13 protein-coding genes and 2 tRNA genes are annotated in these 17,634 nt (G+C 60.4%); 3 read left to right on the forward strand and 12 right to left on the reverse strand.

Going from position 1 to position 17,634, the window contains the following annotated elements:
• Nucleotides 1–614: 614 nt before the first annotated feature.
• The 12 genes from carB to rpsF all read right to left on the reverse strand — a co-directional run bounded on the left by carB (nt 615) and on the right by rpsF (nt 15,408).
• Nucleotides 615–3,929: a carbamoyl-phosphate synthase large subunit gene (gene carB, locus ABG996_RS07005; protein ID WP_347483855.1), complete on the reverse strand. Its 3,315-nt coding sequence runs from the start codon at nt 3,927–3,929 to the stop codon at nt 615–617.
• Between the two features lies 1 nt (nt 3,930).
• Nucleotides 3,931–5,376 (reverse strand): glutamine-hydrolyzing carbamoyl-phosphate synthase small subunit, encoded by a 1,446-nt coding sequence (gene carA / locus ABG996_RS07010; RefSeq protein WP_347479299.1) that lies wholly within the window; start codon nt 5,374–5,376, stop codon nt 3,931–3,933.
• A gap of 206 nt (nt 5,377–5,582) precedes the next feature.
• Nucleotides 5,583–6,548, reverse strand: coding sequence for a hypothetical protein (locus ABG996_RS07015; RefSeq protein ID WP_347479297.1), 966 nt, complete (start codon nt 6,546–6,548; stop codon nt 5,583–5,585).
• A 19-nt stretch (nt 6,549–6,567) separates the two neighbouring features.
• Nucleotides 6,568–8,340, reverse strand: coding sequence for an ABC transporter ATP-binding protein (locus ABG996_RS07020; RefSeq protein WP_347479295.1), 1,773 nt, complete (start codon nt 8,338–8,340; stop codon nt 6,568–6,570).
• Between the two features lie 242 nt (nt 8,341–8,582).
• On the reverse strand, nt 8,583–9,278 hold the full coding sequence (locus tag ABG996_RS07025; protein ID WP_347479292.1) for an NUDIX domain-containing protein: 696 nt from the start codon (nt 9,276–9,278) through the stop codon (nt 8,583–8,585).
• A 21-nt stretch (nt 9,279–9,299) separates the two neighbouring features.
• Nucleotides 9,300–10,604 (reverse strand): phosphoribosylamine--glycine ligase, encoded by a 1,305-nt coding sequence (gene purD / locus ABG996_RS07030; protein ID WP_347479290.1) that lies wholly within the window; start codon nt 10,602–10,604, stop codon nt 9,300–9,302.
• Between the two features lie 118 nt (nt 10,605–10,722).
• Nucleotides 10,723–12,009, reverse strand: a complete 1,287-nt coding sequence (locus ABG996_RS07035) for an adenylosuccinate synthase (RefSeq protein WP_347479288.1) — start codon at nt 12,007–12,009, stop codon at nt 10,723–10,725.
• Nucleotides 12,010–12,102: 93 nt separating this feature from the next.
• Nucleotides 12,103–13,500: a replicative DNA helicase gene (gene dnaB / locus ABG996_RS07040; RefSeq protein WP_006235827.1), complete on the reverse strand. Its 1,398-nt coding sequence runs from the start codon at nt 13,498–13,500 to the stop codon at nt 12,103–12,105.
• Nucleotides 13,501–13,719: 219 nt separating this feature from the next.
• Nucleotides 13,720–14,259: a 50S ribosomal protein L9 gene (gene rplI, locus ABG996_RS07045; RefSeq protein WP_022094073.1), complete on the reverse strand. Its 540-nt coding sequence runs from the start codon at nt 14,257–14,259 to the stop codon at nt 13,720–13,722.
• A 15-nt stretch (nt 14,260–14,274) separates the two neighbouring features.
• The gene (rpsR, locus tag ABG996_RS07050; RefSeq protein ID WP_006235829.1) at nt 14,275–14,541 is read right to left on the reverse strand and encodes a 30S ribosomal protein S18; all 267 of its coding nucleotides are present in this window, start codon (nt 14,539–14,541) and stop codon (nt 14,275–14,277) included.
• Nucleotides 14,542–14,613: 72 nt separating this feature from the next.
• The gene (locus ABG996_RS07055) at nt 14,614–15,066 is read right to left on the reverse strand and encodes a single-stranded DNA-binding protein (RefSeq protein WP_006235830.1); all 453 of its coding nucleotides are present in this window, start codon (nt 15,064–15,066) and stop codon (nt 14,614–14,616) included.
• Between the two features lie 48 nt (nt 15,067–15,114).
• On the reverse strand, nt 15,115–15,408 hold the full coding sequence (gene rpsF / locus ABG996_RS07060; RefSeq protein ID WP_006235831.1) for a 30S ribosomal protein S6: 294 nt from the start codon (nt 15,406–15,408) through the stop codon (nt 15,115–15,117).
• Between the two features lie 504 nt (nt 15,409–15,912).
• Here rpsF and ABG996_RS07065 point away from each other — a divergent pair.
• The 3 genes from ABG996_RS07065 (at nt 15,913) to ABG996_RS07075 (ending at nt 17,568) form a co-directional block, all read left to right on the forward strand.
• Nucleotides 15,913–16,003: transfer RNA gene (locus tag ABG996_RS07065), tRNA-Ser, on the forward strand.
• Nucleotides 16,004–16,051: 48 nt separating this feature from the next.
• A tRNA-Ser gene (locus tag ABG996_RS07070) sits at nt 16,052–16,142 on the forward strand.
• A 418-nt stretch (nt 16,143–16,560) separates the two neighbouring features.
• The gene (locus ABG996_RS07075) at nt 16,561–17,568 is read left to right on the forward strand and encodes an endonuclease domain-containing protein (protein WP_260699555.1); all 1,008 of its coding nucleotides are present in this window, start codon (nt 16,561–16,563) and stop codon (nt 17,566–17,568) included.
• Nucleotides 17,569–17,634: the final 66 nt, after the last annotated feature.

The following is a 17,634-nucleotide window of genomic DNA, read 5'->3' on the forward strand; positions in this document are numbered from 1 at the left end:
TAAAGCCGTTTGTCTCCACCCGCGTAGCGGGTGGTTTAAAGCTGGCCGCTGCGCGGCCAGCAGACTAAAGTCTTGAAAGAAAAGAGGCGGGGCATGCCCCGCCTCTTACACCACATCTCTGCGCGCTACCGGTGGTGGACAGTTAGTTCAGATACGTATTATTTGGCCGTGCCAATTGGCATTAATGGATTGGTTTGGAGCCACTTTGGACCCAATAATGGGCTATTCTCGCCCTTGAGCGAGCGCCTCTGTCGGCCCAGAAGGCCAAAAACGGCTCATTTGACCCCAAATCGACCTTCGTCAGCCTTTAAAAAAATACGTATCTGAACTAACTGTCCAGGGACATGTCTCCCCCATAGCAAAAAGTCTCTTGGCGAATGAAAATTCGCCAAGAGACCCCATACAAAACGTGGGCTCTGTCGTTCGAATGAACGACAGAGCCCACGCTCACTTTTTATTCAGCCCTAGTCATCGCGCAAAGCCCCTTCGGCAGCACACGGTGCTACCGAGTCACCGCAGGCCGGGGCGGGAGGCGGTCCTTTCTCTCGGAAAACTTCGCGAAGCCCAGTTTCCGAGAGAAAGCGTCCGCCTCCCGCCCCGGCCGACCGGGTCAACTACACCGTGTGCTGCGGCAGGTCCTGCAGGGCGATGACGTCCATGCCCATGTCGTTGGCGCTGCCGTGACCCTGCTGGTCCTCGCGCACCGCCTCGATGGCACTCACGTACGTGTTGGCGGCAGACATCGCCGTCACGCAGGTCACGCCACGACGGACGGCCTCGGTGCGCAGTAGATAGCCGTCGCCGCGCGAACCCGGACCATACGGCGTGTTGATGATTACCGCGATCTTGCCATCGGCGATGAGGTCGCCGATGTTGGGACGCTCGCCGTCGTGCGGGCCGCTAATCTTCTCCACGACCTCGCACGTCACGTTGCCGCCGCGCAGCACTCGTGCCGTACCCTCGGTAGAGCAGATGTCAAAGCCCAGATAGCGCAGGATACGGGCGACCGAAAGGATATGGCGCTTGTCGCGGTCGCACACGCTAATGAACACCTTGCCGGCGCTCGGGTCGGGCAGCTTGTAGTCAATCGCCAGCTGCGTCTTGGCGTATGCCTCGGGATAGCTCTTGGCGATACCCATGACCTCGCCCGTCGACTTCATCTCGGGCCCCAGGATAACGTCAGCGCCCGGGAAACGACCCCAGGGCATAACGGCTTCCTTCATGCAGAACCAGTCCAGCTGGCGCTCGTCGCTCGGCAGGCCCAGGCTCGCGATGGAATCGCCCGCCATGATACGCGCCGCGCACTTGGCCAGCGGCACGCCGGTGGCCTTGGAGATAAACGGCACGGTACGGCTGGCACGCGGGTTGGCCTCGATCACGTAAACGGTCTCGCCCTTGATGGCATACTGTACGTTGACCAGGCCGCGTACGCCCAGCGCCATCGCGATGCGGCGCGTGGTCTCACGGAGCTTCGCCTGCAGGCTCTCGCTAAAGCTGAACGGCGGAATGCAGGTCGCAGAGTCGCCGGAGTGAATACCGGCCTCCTCGATATGCTCCAGAATGCCGCCGATGTAGACCTCTTCGCCATCGCACAGGGCGTCGACATCGGACTCGATCGCACCCTCCAAGAAGCGATCCAGATACACCGGGTAGTCGGGGCTAATGCGCGCAGCCTCGGCCATGTAATCGCGCAGATGCTCGGCATCGTAGGCGATCATCATGCCGCGGCCGCCCAGCACGTAGCTCGGACGCACCAGCAGCGGGTAGCCAATGTGTGCGGCAACGGCCTCGGCCTCCTCAAACGAGGTGGCCTGACCCGCCGGCGGGTACATGATGCCCAGCTTGTCGAGCAGAGCAGCGAAGCGCTCGCGGTCCTCGGCAAAGTCGATGGCATCGGGCTTGGTGCCCATGATGTTGACGCCACTCTCCTCGAGCATGCGCGCCAGCTTAAGCGGGGTCTGGCCGCCGAGCGTCACCACGACGCCATCGGGGCGCTCAACGTCGATAACGTCCATGACGTCCTCGTAGGTGAGCGGCTCAAAGTACAGGCGGTCTGACGTGTCGTAGTCGGTCGAAACGGTCTCGGGATTGCAGTTGACCATGATGGTCTCGAAGCCGCGGGCCGCCAGCGCGTAGCTCGCGTGCACGCAGCAGTAATCGAACTCGATACCCTGGCCAATACGGTTGGGGCCGGCGCCCAGGATCATCGCCTTGGGCTTGTCCGCCGGCGTGGTCTCGTCGGGAGCCACGCACTTCTTGGCATCCGGACTCGTGCGGTAGATGTTCTCGTACGTCTTGTAGTGGTACTCCGTGGCGCTCGAGAACTCCGCAGCGCAGGTATCGACCGTCTTCATGCTGGGAACCACGCCCAGGCCCTTGCGATAGGCGCGCACAAAGCGCTCGTCCGAGCCGGTCAGCGCGGCAATCTCGGCGTCGCTCGTGCCGTACTGCTTGAGCAAGCGCATCGCGTCGGCGTCGATATCCTCCACACGCAGGCCGCGGATGCTCTCCTGGACCTGCACCATGTCGTTGATGCGGTTGAGGTACCACGGGTCGATGCCGCAGGTGGCATGGATGCGAGCGATGTCCCAGCCACGGCGCAGGGCCTCGACCACAAAGAAGATGCGGTGCTCGGTCGGCGTGGCCACGGCTTGAGCGAGCTCGTCGTCGCTCAGCTTATCGGCACCCTCCTTGCCACCGGCGCAGATACCCTGGTGACCGTCCTCCAGCGAGCGCATGGCTTTGCCAAAGGCCTCCTCAAAGGTGCGGCCAATCGCCATGATCTCGCCCACGGCCTTCATGCGTGTGGTGAGCGTGGGGTCGGTACCCTTGAACTTCTCGAAGGCAAAGCGCGGCACCTTGACCACACAGTAGTCGATTGTGGGCTCAAAGCAGGCGGGCGTAGCCTTGGTGATGTCATTGACAATCTCGTCGAGCGTGTAGCCCACGGCCAGGCGCGCGGCGGCCTTGGCGATGGGGAAACCCGTGGCCTTGGAAGCGAGGGCGGACGAGCGGCTCACGCGCGGGTTCATCTCGATGACGATCAGGCGGCCGGTCTGGGGATTCACGGCAAACTGCACGTTGGAGCCGCCGGTCTCGACGCCGATCTTCTCCAAGATGGCGAGCGAGGCGACACGCATGCGCTGATACTCCAGGTCGGAGAGGGTCTGCGCCGGCGCCACGGTGATGGAGTCGCCGGTATGCACGCCCATGGGGTCGAGGTTCTCGATGGAGCACACGATGATGCCGTCGCCGGCGTGATCACGCATGACCTCCATCTCGTACTCTTTCCAACCCTCGATGGACTCCTCGACCAGCACCTCGTGGGCGGGCGAGAGTTCCAGGCCCTGGCTCACGATGGAGACGAGCTCCTCGTGGGTGTGAGCGATGCCGCCGCCGGCGCCGCCCAGGGTAAAGCTCGGGCGCAGTACGCAGGGATATCCCACGCGCTCGGCGATGGCCTCGGCGTCGGTCACGCTGTAGGCGTAGCCCGAGCGCGCGACCTCCAGGCCGATCTCGGCCATGGCCTCGTTAAAGAGTTTGCGGTCCTCGCCGCGCTCGATGGCGGCCAGGTCGCAGCCGATCATCTCGACGCCGTACTTGTCCAGCGTGCCGTCTTTCGCCAGCTCGACGGCGGCGTTCAGACCGGTCTGGCCGCCCAGCGTGGGCAGCAGCGCGTCCGGGCGCTCTTTCTTGATTACGCGCTCGATAAACTCGGCGGTGATGGGCTCGACATAGGTGCGGTCGGCAAGACCCGGGTCGGTCATGATGGTCGCCGGGTTGGAGTTGACCAGGATGACCTCAAAGCCATCCTCCTTGAGCACCTTGCAGGCCTGGGCGCCGGAGTAGTCGAACTCGCAGGCCTGGCCGATAACGATGGGGCCCGAACCAATAACGAGGATGCGCTTGATGTCAGTACGTTTCGGCATGTTAGTTCTCCTCGGTCTCGGTCGCAGCGGAACCATTGTCGGCAAAGTTCCAGCCGGCAAGGCGGTCCTTCGCGGTATCGATGTCCAGGTAGTTCTCCTCGCCGTCCATGAGTCGCGTAAAGGCGGTAAAGAGATAGTGGGCATCGGTGGGGCCAGGCGAGGCCTCGGGGTGGTACTGGACCGAGAAGCACGGGGCGTCGAGCAGCTGGATGCCCTCGGCGGTGCCGTCGTTGAGGTTCACATGCGTCAGGCGAATGCGACCAAAGCGCTCGTTCATCACGACCGGCGCGATTCCGCGGCGCACCCAGACGCGCAGATCTCCATCGGCCGCATGCTCGGTCTCGCCGCCGGAAAACTCGGGGACAAGCTTGCCCAGGCTGGGGAACAGCAGGCCGAAGCCGTGGTTTTGCGCGGTGATCTCCACGCGGCGGCTCACCAGGTTCATGACCGGCTGGTTGCCACCGCGGTGACCGAACTTAAGCTTTTCCATCTGGGCGCCGCAGGCCAGGCTGATCATCTGGTGACCAAGACAAATACCAAAGACCGGCACCTTGCCGATCAGCTGCTGCACCTGCTCGTAGGTCTCCACCACGGCGTCGGGGTCGCCGGGGCCATTGGACAAAAAGACACCGTCGGGATTCATGTCGAGCACCTCACTCGCGGGCGTGTCCCACGGCACGACGGTAAGGTCGCAGCCGGCGCGGACCAGCCCCTCCAGAATACCGCGCTTCACACCGCAGTCGTAGGCGACCACCTTGTGACGGGCAGGAGCGGCAACCGCAAGTGCAAAGTCATGCGTGGCAGGCAGGTCGACGGCGGCAAAGGCGTGGGGCTCAGCGCAGCTCACGGTCTTGACCAGGTTCTCGCCTACCAGCGTGGGCGCTGCGGCCAGACGCTCGGCAAGCTCGTCGACGTCGAAGATCTCGGTCGAGATAATGCCCATCTTGGAACCATTATCGCGCAGATGGCGCACCAGGGCGCGGGTATCGACACCCTCGATAGCGACGATGCCGTGAGCGCGCAGGTACTCCGGCACGCTGACGGCCGAGCGCCAGTTAGAAGGCGTGGCGCACATGTCGCGAACGATCATGCCGCGCATAGCCGGAGCGCTCGCATGGCGCACGGCGTCGCCGGGGAAGGCCGACTGGACGTCGGTCTCGTCGATACCGTAATTGCCGATCTGCGGATAGGTCATGGTTACGATTTGGCCGGCATAACTCGGGTCGGTCATGACCTCAAAGTAACCCTCGAGCGAGGTGTTGAAGCAGACTTCGCCGGTCGCGGTGCCCTCGGCGCCGCATGCACGTCCATAAAAAATGGTCCCATCCTCAAGATACAGGATGCAGGGACCACAGGTGCCCTTGCTGGTTTTGGCCAGCATACGCTGGCAAAGCTCGCTGGGCGCGAAGGTGCGGGCGGCAGCGCCCGCGGTATGGTTGTTCGCCATAGTTCTCCTTCCCGGTCTCACAGGACCGGCTTAAAGGTGTGTAGTTAGGCCTCGCGGTATTGTAACCGTAAGCATGCCTCATGGCGTTAATTTCATCGAAATGTTTACGAAATGATAATTATGACTTTCTATGCATAATGATTTTTCTAGGACGAGGATTAAAAATCATCCCGCGGGGCTTGTGGCTCACGCGGGATGATGGCGTCTTATTTTTTCTTGTCCTGCTCCAGCAGTTCGGACGGTGTGCGATCGGGCTTGCCGCCGCGGAAAATCTCGCGGCCATGCAGACGATGTTCCAGGTCACGCTCGGCCTTTTCCTCGTCAATCTTGGTCTGGCTCACCACCGGGTCCTCAATCAACGACGACACCGAGTTCACCTGCTTCTGAATGCGCTCGGCGATGGTGTCATCCACACTCACGATGCGCATCTTCCAGTCGATACTCGTGGCGTTGGATGAGCTCTTGGTCCACACGAACGTCAAAATGGCGCTCTGGTGGCCCCGCGCGGGGAACATGCCAAAGAAGGAATCGTGCTGAATGTTGCTATCCTCGTCGATATAGGCGTGAACGTTATACACCACGCGGTCGATCTTGTCGTTGAGCAGCGCGTTGGTCGCAAGCGCCGCGGCCTGGATCTGCCCGTTGGACAGCAGCTCGAGCTCGTTGGCAGACGATGTGTCCAACACCGTCACCTCGACCGTGCCCGTACGCTCATCGGCTTCATCGACGGTAAAGTCGAGCGGGAACTGCGTAAAGCCGTTGCCCCATTCAAGTCCACCCTTGAGCGCGGTCGAAACGGTATCGACCGAAACGCTCTCGGACAGGTTGGCGGTGTTCAGACGACGCATCACGCCGTAGCCAATCTGCATGCCCACGATCAGCACCAAAATACCGATGACCACGGCCATCGCGGTCTTCGTAATGGTATGGCTCACCTGCGAGCCCGAAGGATCGTCCTCGGACAGCGGGTCGATATGTTTTGCCTGGCTCGCGCGGTCCTCGCTGCGCAGCTGCGCTAGCGCCGCTTTGTCACCGCGCTTGGCCGCAGCCTCCTTCTCACGCATGCGCTCGGTACGCTTTTTGGCGAGCGTGGGATCCAAGACGCCGGATGCATCGATTTCGGAGAATAACTCCGTCACTTCTTCCGGAGTCAAAGGGTTCTTGTCAGCCATAAACTTCCTGTCATATCAATCAGTCGAGCTCGTGCGCACGCGCACCTTCGAACTGCATTCGATAGTAACGGGCATAGGTGCCGCCACGGGCGAGAAGCTCCTCGTGCGTGCCACGCTCCACAACGCGACCATGCTCAACGGTCGCAATCTCATCGGCATGCTTAATGGTCGAAAGACGGTGGGCGATGATAATCGTGGTGCGGCCGCGTGCCAGCTCTTCGAGTGACTCCTGCACCGCCTCCTCGCTCTCGTTATCCAAAGCACTCGTCGCCTCGTCCAAAATCAGGATCTTGGGGTTCTTGAGAAACACGCGCGCGATGGCAACGCGCTGCTTCTGTCCGCCCGAAAGACGGCTGCCGCGCTCGCCCACCACGGTGTCGTAGCCCTGCGGAAGCGACTCGATAAAGGCATCGATGTTGGCGCGACGGGCGGCCTCGGCGATCTCTTCTGCCGTAGCGCCCGGCTTGCCGTAGGCGATGTTCTCGCCAATCGTACCGTCAAATAGATAGACATCCTGCTGCACCAGGCCGATGGCGCGGCGCAGGCTCTGCTGCGTCACATCGCGCACGTCCTGACCGTCGATGCTAATGGATCCGGTAGCCACGTCATAAAAGCGCGGCAGCAGCGAACAGGTCGTGGACTTGCCGCCGCCCGAAGGGCCAACCAAAGCGATGGTCTGCCCGGGCTTGATGGACAGGTCCATATGGTCGATAACGGGACGCTCGTCGGCATAGCCCTCGCCCAGCTCGACATCCTCGTAGTTAAAGCACACGTCGTGATACTCCACGGCGCCAGCAGTCACCTGCAGATCCGTAGCGCCCGGCTTGTCCTGGATATCCGGCGCGGTCGAGAGCACCTCGTCCATACGTTTAAAGCCGGCGATAGCCTTCTGATACGTTTCGGCCGAATTGACGAGCGTCTCAAGCGGCGTGCAGAACAGCGAAATATAGAGTGCAAAGGTCGCCATATCGACCGCCTGCAGCTGTCCCTTGGCGACCAGCCAGCCGCCCAGCAGCACCACGATCACATAGAGCACACCCGAGAGCAGGCCATACGTCGCGGTATAGACGCCCATGGCGTGATACATGTTCTCCTTGGACAAAAGGTAGCGGTCGTTAGAGGCACGGAACTTGGCACGCTCGGTCTCCTCGTTGGCAAAGCTCTTGACCACGCGCATGCCCGCCAGAGAATCCTGCAGCTGCGCGTTAATGCCACTAATCTTTTTGCGGTTATCGCTAAAGACCTCGCGCATGCGCATATTCTGCCAAAACATAATGACCGCGAACACCGCTGTCACCACAGCCATGGCGAGTGCGAGCACCGGCGCGATGGTAAACAGAATCACAAACGAGCCGATGATCTCAATGCCGCAGATAATAATCCATTCGGGCACGTGGTGCGCCGCCTCGCAGATATCGAACAGGTCGTTGACCACGCGGCTCATCATGTCGCCCGAGCTGTTGCGATCGAAGTATGCAAAGCTAAACCGTTCGTACTGATCGAACAGGTCCTCACGCATCTTGGACTCCATGCGCGCGCCCATCACGTGGCCCCAATAGCTCACAAAGTAGCGGCAGGCGCAGCGGATGGCATACATCAGCACCAGTCCCACCGCGATCATACCGAGCGCCTGCATAATGGCAGCCTGGCCCTGGGTAAACAACCCTCCGGTCAGATTGCGCAGGATAATGGGAAACGCCAGGTCAATGGCGGCAAGCACCAGGGCACAAATAGTATCAGCAACAAAAAGCCCCATCTGGGGCTTGTAATAAGACAGAAAACGCTTCAGCATGTGGTCCTCTAGAAATAGGAAGAACGGAAAAATCGGTTGACCAAGCGAACCGAAAGAAAAACCCACGACAGATATAACGCCGATGTTCTGGCAGCGTCAGCGAAAACGTCCCTAAGCGAGCAAGGTGCCTTGAAAGAGGAGCGACGCGTACTTCGGTACGCGAGCGACGATTGAAAGGCAGATTGCCGCTTAGGGGCGTTTGCAGCGTCGACTCGTTACGCGGTTTGGTAAAACCGCGTAACCTAGAGCTCCGCTCCGCCCAAACGATGAGCAATGCTGTCGCAGGCAAGTGCACCCACGACGGTCTTGGCATCCTCGATCTTGCCGTCGAGTACCGCGTCGATCAGCTCGTGCAGCGGTACCAGGTCGACGTTGACAAACTCGTCATCGTCGGGATCGGGCGCATCAAACTCGAGCTTGGTAGCCAAGTAGATGTGGATGATCTCATCGCAAAAACCGCAGGACGTGACAATCGACGTCAAAAAGCGAATGCGACCGGCCCTAAAGCCCGTCTCCTCATGCAGTTCGCGCTTGGCGCAATCGAGCGGGTCCTCGCCCGGGTCGAGCTTGCCGGCGGGAATCTCGACCGTCACGCGGTCAATGGCGGTGCGGTACTGACGCACCAGTACGATCTTGCCGCTCTCGGTCAGTGCCACAACGGCCGCCGCACCCGGATGGCGAACGATATCGCGGGCGCTGCGGTGACCGTTGGGCAGCTCAACCTCAAGACGGTGGACGTCGAGGATCTTGCCCTTCCAGGCGCACTCCTCCGAAAGAATCTTCTCGTGCAGCTCGGCATCGTGCGGGTCGTCATCACCCAGCACCAGCGCCGGCTCGTCAGCGACCTCGCCACCAGGCTCGCCCTCGGCGTGCCCATACATGCGGCTGTCCTCTTCGACAATCTGCGCGTCCACGAGTTCTTCGTTCTTCTCGTCCATCCGTCTCATTCCTCTCGGATTTTAGGCATTCCAGGCGTCGCGGCCGCGCAGCGCGCGCAGGCCGATGTCGTGACGCAGGGTCTTGCCCTCAAAATCAATCTTCTCGCAGGCCTCGTAGGCAAGGTTGCGAGCGTTCTCGAACGTGTCGCCCAGAGCGGTCACGGCAAGCACACGACCGCCGTTGGTCACGAGCTGGCCGTCCACCACGGCAGTGCCCGCGTGGTACACGGTCACGTTCTCCATGGCCTCGGCATCGGCGATGCCGGTGATGACTTTGCCCTTCTCGTAGCTGCCGGGGTAGCCCGCGCTCGTCAGGACAACAGCCACGGCCCACTCGTCACGCCAATCGAGCTCAATCTGATCAAGCTCGCAGTTGGCGCAGGCGAGCATAACCTCGACCAGGTCGTTCTTAAGGCGCGGGAGCACGACCTGCGTCTCGGGATCACCAAAGCGGGCGTTGAACTCCAGCACCTTGGGGCCGGCGGGGGTGAGCATAAAGCCGCCATACAGGCAGCCGCGGTAGTCGATGCCCTCGGCAGCAAGCTCGGCAATGGTCTGCTCCATGACCTTCACCATCGTGGCGTGCTCCTCATCGGTCACGATGGGCACCGGGCTGTAGACACCCATGCCGCCGGTGTTGGGACCCTTGTCGCCCTCGAGCGCGCGCTTGTGGTCCTGCGAGGTGGCCATGGGGCGCACGGTCTTGCCGTCGGTAAAGGCCAGCAGCGAGCACTCGGGACCAACGAGCATCTCCTCGATAACCACGGTGTTGCCGGCATCGCCAAAGGTGCCGCCAAAGCACTCGCGCACGGCCTCTTCGGCCTGCTCAAGTTCGGTCGCCACGATAACGCCCTTGCCCGCGGCAAGGCCGTCGGCCTTGACGACCAGCGGGGCGCCCTGCTCGCGCACGTAGGCGAGAGCCGAAGCCTCGTCGGTAAACGAACCATAGGCTGCCGTCGGAATGCCCGCACGCTCCATGAGCTGCTTGGAGAACAGCTTGGAGCCCTCCATCTGGGCGCCCTCGGCACCCGGGCCAAAGCAGGGAATACCCGCCGCGCGCACGGCGTCGGCCACGCCCGCCACGAGCGGAGCCTCGGGGCCAATTACCACGAGTCCGCATCCGTGGCTCTGCGCAAACGCCGCCACGGCCGCAGGATCGCAGTCGTCGAGAACAACGTTCTCGCCGCAGCTCGCGGTGCCGCCGTTACCCGGCGCGATGTAGAGCTTGCCGGCGCGCGGTGATGCCGCGAGCTTAGCTGCCAAAGCATGCTCACGGCCGCCGCTGCCCAACAACAGGATGTCGATGGTTTGAGTGTCCGCCTTCAAGGGTGCCTCCTCTATGGATGAACGGCCCGCTCCGCGCGAGCCCTTTGCAAGCAAATATACCCCTCGGCCGCCCGTCCGGGCTGCAAAGGGGTATATCGCAATAACCAAATAGCCCCGATTACTTCCAGAATCGGTTGATAATCTGCTCGCGACCAGCGCCAACGCCAATGAACGTCACGCGGGTGTGTGCCAGATCCTCGATAAACGCCACGTAGTCCTGAGCCTCCTGCGGCAGCTCCTCAAAGCTGCGGCAGCCGGTGATATCGCACTTCCAGCCAGGAAGCTCCTCGTAGATGGGCTTGGCATGCTCAAAGCGCACCTGGTGCTCGGGCACGCTCGTGTAACGCTCGCCATCGACGTCGTAGGCCACGCACACCTTGATGGTGTCGAAAGCCGAAAGCACGTCGAGCTTGGTCATGGCGATATCGGTGAGGCCGTTGACGCGCGAGGCGTAGTTGGCGATGGGGCCGTCGAACCAGCCGCAACGACGACGGCGACCGGTGGTCACGCCGTACTCATAGCCCTCCTCGGTCAGCGTGTGACCGGCCTCGGACTCATAGGAAAGCTCGGTGGGCATGGGGCCCGAACCGACGCGGGTGATATAGGCCTTCATGACACCCAGCACGCGGTCGACGTTCTTCATGCCCACGCCGGAGCCGGTGATGGCGCCGCCGGCGGTGCAGTTGGAAGACGTCACGTACGGATAGGTGCCATGATCGATGTCGAGCAGCGTCGCCTGGGCGCCCTCAAACAGCAGGTTCTTGCCCTCATCGATCATGTTGTTGAGCAGCAGGCTCGTCTCGGTGATGTAGGGACGCAGGCGCTCGGCCATCGGCAGGTACTCGTCGCAAATCTGGTCCACGGTGTAGGTGGGCAGGTTGTAGATGAGCTCGAGCTCGGGGTTCACACGGGCGAGAGCGGTCTCCAGCTTGTCGCGGAACAGCGCCTCGTCGAGCATGTCCTGCATGCGCAGGCCAATGCGCGCCATCTTGTCCTGATAGCACGGACCGATGCCGCGCTTGGTGGTACCGATGTTCTTCTTGCCGAGCTTCTGCTCAAAGGCGCCATCCAGATCGATGTGGTACGGCATGATGACATGCGCGTTGCCGCTAATCTTGAGGTTCTTGGTGGTGATGTCGTCGGCCTCGAACATATCGATCTCCTCAAGGACAACCTTGGGGTTGACGACGCAGCCGTTACCGATCACCGACACGTGGTCGGAATACATGATGCCGGAGGGCACCTGGTGCAGGCCGTACTTCTTGCCGTTGACGACGATGGTGTGACCTGCGTTGTTGCCGCCCGAGTAGCGCACGACGGCATCGAAGTCGCCGGCGACTAGGTCGCAAATCTTACCCTTGCCCTCATCGCCCCACTGGGCACCGACCAAAACGGTTGACGGCATGTTTACTCCTTACATTCATGGACTGTCTACGCGCCACGCCGGCACGCAGAAGCACAAAACATTCCCAGTATACCCGTGCAACGGGCGCCTGTCCTACTCCTCGGCATGTGCCCCATCAAGCTCATAGAACTTGGTGGATGCCGGCAGGAACATCAGGTCGACGTCGCCGATCGGGCCCGAACGGTTCTTGGCCACGACGATACGCGTGACGCCCTCGTCGGGTCGATCGTCGCGCGAGGCCTCGGCCTCGTCGGCGGAGCGGTCCAAGAACATAACGATATCGGCGTCCTGCTCGATGGAGCCCGATTCACGAAGGTCGGAAAGCTGCGGGCGCTTGCCGGTGCGGGATTCGACCTGACGCGAGAGCTGCGACAGCGCGATGAGCGGGATCTTGAGCTCCTTGGCCATGATCTTCAAACCACGCGACATCTCCGAGACCTCGACGGTACGGCTCTCGGAGCGGCGTCCCGGCGGAGGACTCACTAGCTGCAGGTAGTCCAGGATGATGATTGCCTTCTCCTTGTTATGGAGCATACGGCGACTCTTGGCGCGAATCTCGGTCACTGTGGTGCCGGGCGTATCGTCAATCAGAATATCGAGCTTGGACAAGGTCTGCGTGGCCTCGTTGATATTGGCCCACTGCTCGGGGCTAATGCGGCCCATGCGGAAGTCACTGATCGAGATCATGGCGTAGGCGCAAATCAGACGCTGGGCAATTTCCTTGCCCGACATCTCCAGCGAGAAGAAGCCGACGGTATAACCGGCGGCGGCAGCGTTGAGCGCCAGATTCAGGGCGAACGATGTCTTACCTACAGCAGGGCGGGCGCCGATAATGATGAGCTGGCCCTCGCGGAAGCCCATGAGCATGCGGTCGAGCGACGGGAAGCCCGTGGGCACGCCCGCAGCCTGGCCACCGGCCTGGCACACTTCCTCGGCCTCGTTATAGGCCTCGACCATAAACTCGGTCAGCGTCTTGTAGCTCGACTTGACCTCGCGTGCCGTGACCTTGAGCAGCTTGCTCTCGGCCAGCTCGACAACCTCTTTGGTGTCGGTGGGGGCGTTATATGCCAGCGCGTTGATCTCGTTGGTGGCGCCGATCAGCTCGCGCAGCATCGAATCGCGGCGAACGATGGCGGCATGGTGCTGCCAGTTGACGAGCGACAAGGTCTGACCCATCAACTCCAAAATGTACGCTTCGCCGCCCACGGCATCGAGCTTGTTGATGCTTCTCAGGTAATCGATCAGCGAGATGGAGTCGATGGGAATGCGGCTGTTGTACATATCGACCATCGCGGTATAGATGGTCTTATGAATGGGCCGGTAGAAGTCATCAGGCTGCAGCTCGACCTGGGCCTCTTCGACCACCTCGGGCGATAGCAGCATAGCGGCCAGTACATTGGCCTCTGCATCTTGGTTTTGGGGAAGACCCAACTTTGAGCCGCGGTCCTCGACCGTCAGCCCGGTCTCCCTATCGTCATATGCCATGAGCATCCTCATTCATATCGCTTGCGAGCATCCATAGTATCAGCCACGGTCCCAAAACGCGCCGCGCGCCGCCAATCATCACCGAACCAAACGGATGAACGGTCCCACGAATAGACCTCACCGCAACGCCCCCTATGGCGCTCGCATCGCGCTAAAAAGCAAAAAGGGCGCCCTGGCTTCCCAGAGCGCCCTTCTTAGAACAAGATTGTTGCGTTGCAGCAAATGCTACTCGGCAGCAGCCTCAGTCTCGACCTCGGCGGTCTCGGCCTCGGCGACCTCAGCGGCCTCCTCGACCTCAGCCTCGGCAGCGAGCTCCTCGGCGGTAACGCCGACGAGAACGACAACCTCGGCCTTGATCTCGCGGTACAGCGAGATGGCAACGGTGTGGGCACCGGCAACCTTGATGGGCTTACCGAGCTCGACGCGCTTGCGGTCGATGTCCATACCGAGCTGAGCCTTGATGGCGTCAGCGATCATAGCGGCGGTAACGGAGCCAAAGAGGATGCCCTCGTCGCCGACCTTGACGTCAACGGTGACCGTCTTGCCCTCGAAGGCAGCCTTGGTCTCGTTGGCGGTAGCCAGACGGACGGCCTCGCGCTTGGCGATGTTGTTGCGACGCTCGTCAAGCTGCTTGAGGTTGCCCTTGGTGGCGGCAACAGCAAGCTTCTTGGGGAACAGGAAGTTCTCAGCGTAACCCTGAGCGACCTCTACGACGTCACCCTCGCCGCCCTTGCCCTTGATCTCATCGAGAAGAATAACCTTCATGATGCGTCTCCCTTCTTAGCCGCGGTCGCGGTTGCCACGAGAGGAAACCACGGGGACGGTGTACGGCAGGAGAGCCATCTCGCGGGCGCGCTTGATGGCGTTGGCGATGTCATGCTGATGCTGCGTGCAAGCGCCAGTGACGCGACGGGGCTTGATCTTGCCACGGTCGGTCATGTACTTACGGAGAAGCTGAGTGTCCTTATAGTCGATGAACTCAGTGTTCTCCTTGCAGAACTGGCAGTACTTACGACGCGGCTGACGTGCAGAAAAATCATTAGCCATGTCAAAATACCTTTCATTTGGCAACTTCGGCGAACCGAAGCCGCCTCTCACTCAAAAATAGGTGAACAACCCTTAGAACGGGATGTCCTCATCGTAGACGTCGACCGCGGGCGGCGTGGCCACCGGTGCGGCAGGACGTGCTGCGGGCGCGGGAGCTGCGGGGGCGTAACCGCCCTGATCGTAGCCACCCTGGCCACCACGGGAGCTCATAAACTCGATCTCATCGACGATGACCTCAAGCTTGCTCCGGCGCTGGCCGTCGCGCTCCCAAGAGCTGTAGCGCAGCTTGCCCTCGATCGCGACCTTGTTTCCCTTTGCCAGGAAACGGCTCACGGCCTCGGCGCGGGTGCCGAACATGGTGCAGTCGACAAAGTTGGGATAGTCCTCCCACTCGCCAGTCTGCGCGTTGCGGCGACGATCGTTCACGGCGACGCCAAAGGACAGAACCTGGGTTCCGCCGGCGGTGGCGCGCAGCTCGGGATCGCGGGTGAGGTTACCGGTGATGTTCACTCGATTGATGCTCATAACTCACTACTTCCTCTTGGGGCACAAGCCCAGTCCAAAACGACAGTCTTACTCCTGGTCGTCGCGACGGACGATCATGTGGCGGACCACAGCGTCGGTGATGCGCAGGACGCGATCAAGCTCGGCGATCTGGGTAGGATCTGCGTGGAAGTTGATGAGGGTGTAGTCACCATCGGTGAGGTCGTTGATCTCGTAGGCGAGCTTGCGCTTGCCCCACTCGTCAACGGAGTCGACCTTGCCAGCGCCCTCAGCGATCGTGGTATCGATACGCTTCATAACAGCGAGACGAGTCTCGGGGTCGAGCGACGGGTCAACAAAGAACAGCAGTTCATAAGCCTTCATATTGTCACCTCCTCTGGGCAAATGTGGCTTCAGGTCGTGAAGGTGCGCCTGAAGCAGGAAAAGACTTGGTAATAATATCTTTCAACCTCCCAAGCCGCAAGAATATGCAGCTACAACCTCATGACCTCCACATATGCCCATACTCGCACCACGTTTCATGCGCATTCCAACCAAATGCCGACCAAAAGCTTGACAGATCTGTGGACAAGATACGGTGCCGTGGGGACAAGCTGAGCCAAGCCGCAGGTCAACGGGCACAAGGCTGTGGTCGCAAAATGCATACCAGTGGTCCACAGCACCACCCAAAGATTTTTAAATTCATTGCCAAGTCGCTTATGAATACTCCTTTTGAACAATTGAGTTGATCAACCACGCTGGTCGGAAGCCGTTTTTTGGCACCTCAAACCCCACTGCAACGCCAAGCGCGGCCAAGCGTTTTAAAAAATGCCAACTTTTCTGTTTGCACTTTGCGATTCCTCGTGTATACTGACTTTCGCATTTAACGGAGAGTTGTCCGAGTGGCCGAAGGAGCACGATTGGAAATCGTGTAGGCGTCAAAAGCGTCTCCAGGGTTCAAATCCCTGACTCTCCGCCAGTTAATTCCAAAGCAGGCCTTCGAGCCTGCTTTGTTTTTACCCCACGCGGAGGGGTGGCAGAGTGGTTGAATGCGGCGGTCTCGAAAACCGTTTGGCCTGTATAAGGTCACGAGGGTTCGAATCCCTCCTCCTCCGCCATTTTGGTTGAGAAAGCTCCCGAGAATGGGAGCTTTTTTGTTTTGAGTCCCTAACAAGCAAATACGGCGGAGGAGGAGGGATTCGAACCCGCCAGGGCGCGGAGCGTAAAGAAAACGCGCCCGTGGCGCGTTTTTAGCGCAGCGCGGTCGGCGCAAGCCGACCGGATAAATTTTGAGCTCCGCTCAAAATTTAGACATCCCTCCTATTCAGCCACGCCCCCATCGCGTTCGATCCCAGCCCATATCTCAAACATGTACACCACCCTCCAAAGATGTCAAAAAATGTCGTTTTTGGAGTGTGATGTACATGTTTGCGTATGACGCGCACCAAGCATGAGTCGATTTGTTCGCATCCGGTATATTTCCCCACCTCAACGGACATAAGAGTTTGGTTTCAGCTCGAAGCGAGAGGTCCCCAAATGGATACTCCTGTTCTCATTTCGCATAAAACGGCGTGGCTCGTCCATCATGCACCGCGAAACCTGGTTCAAGCCGTCGCACAACGCGACTACCAGATAGGCGTGCGGGGCCTCTCTACCCAGCAACGCATCGCGCGCATTCGGCAGGCACTTACCGACTGCGGCATTCCGTCCACCATGCTCAAGACTATCGACATCTCCGTAGTATTTGCTTTCGAGCGAATTCGCACCAACGGTGTCACTTGCCACGTTCTCGGCCAAAACCTACCCTACGACCATATTGACGAGCTTACGCCCGGCATCTTTATCACCGACGAAGCCTTCACCGTCGTGCTCGCTGCCGAGTGGATGGATAGGATCGAATACCTCGAGTATGGTTACGAAGTTTGCGGCGACTATCGCATGGGGCTCAATCCCTCTGACCCTTACACTGAGCAACCAACCACCACCTCCAAGGACGAAATTGTCGAGCTACTCGATCGGCACCCTGGCAAACCCGGCGCCACACGCGCCAGACTCGCGCTCAGACACATCTACGACCACTCAGCCTCGCCCATGGAGACCGCATCTTCCATCGCCCTCTCGCTCCCAACAAGCGAAGGCGGCGTTGGTATCCGAGGTATCGAACTCAACAAACCGCTCGAAATCCCTCAGCGTCTCTGGCATTGCGCAAAAGCCCGAACGCTCAAAATCGACGCTCTTGTTACTTATCAGCGCAGAGAACTCGGCATCGAATATAAGGGCGGCTTTCACGATGAGACCGAGCGCAAGGGAGCGGACGCGGAGCGAGAGGCCGTGCTCGCCCAAATGGGATATCGAATCGTTGCGCTCACCTCGGCACAGTTCGCAAGTCAACTTGCCTTTCATCGCGCCATTAACAGCATTCGCGAAGCACTCGGTATGCCCCGCTGCACGGACGCCGAGTACCAGCGAAAGCAGAACGAACTGCGCAAGGCACTTATCCGCAACTGGAAGAGCGCGCAGGGCGAAGACGCGCCTTCCGAGTAGCGTCATCCCAGCACGCCCCAACCAAAACATGTACATCACCCTCCAAAACCGACATTTTTTGACATC

This window comes from Collinsella aerofaciens (assembly GCF_039836695.1).
Lineage (GTDB): Bacteria > Actinomycetota > Coriobacteriia > Coriobacteriales > Coriobacteriaceae > Collinsella > Collinsella aerofaciens_BD.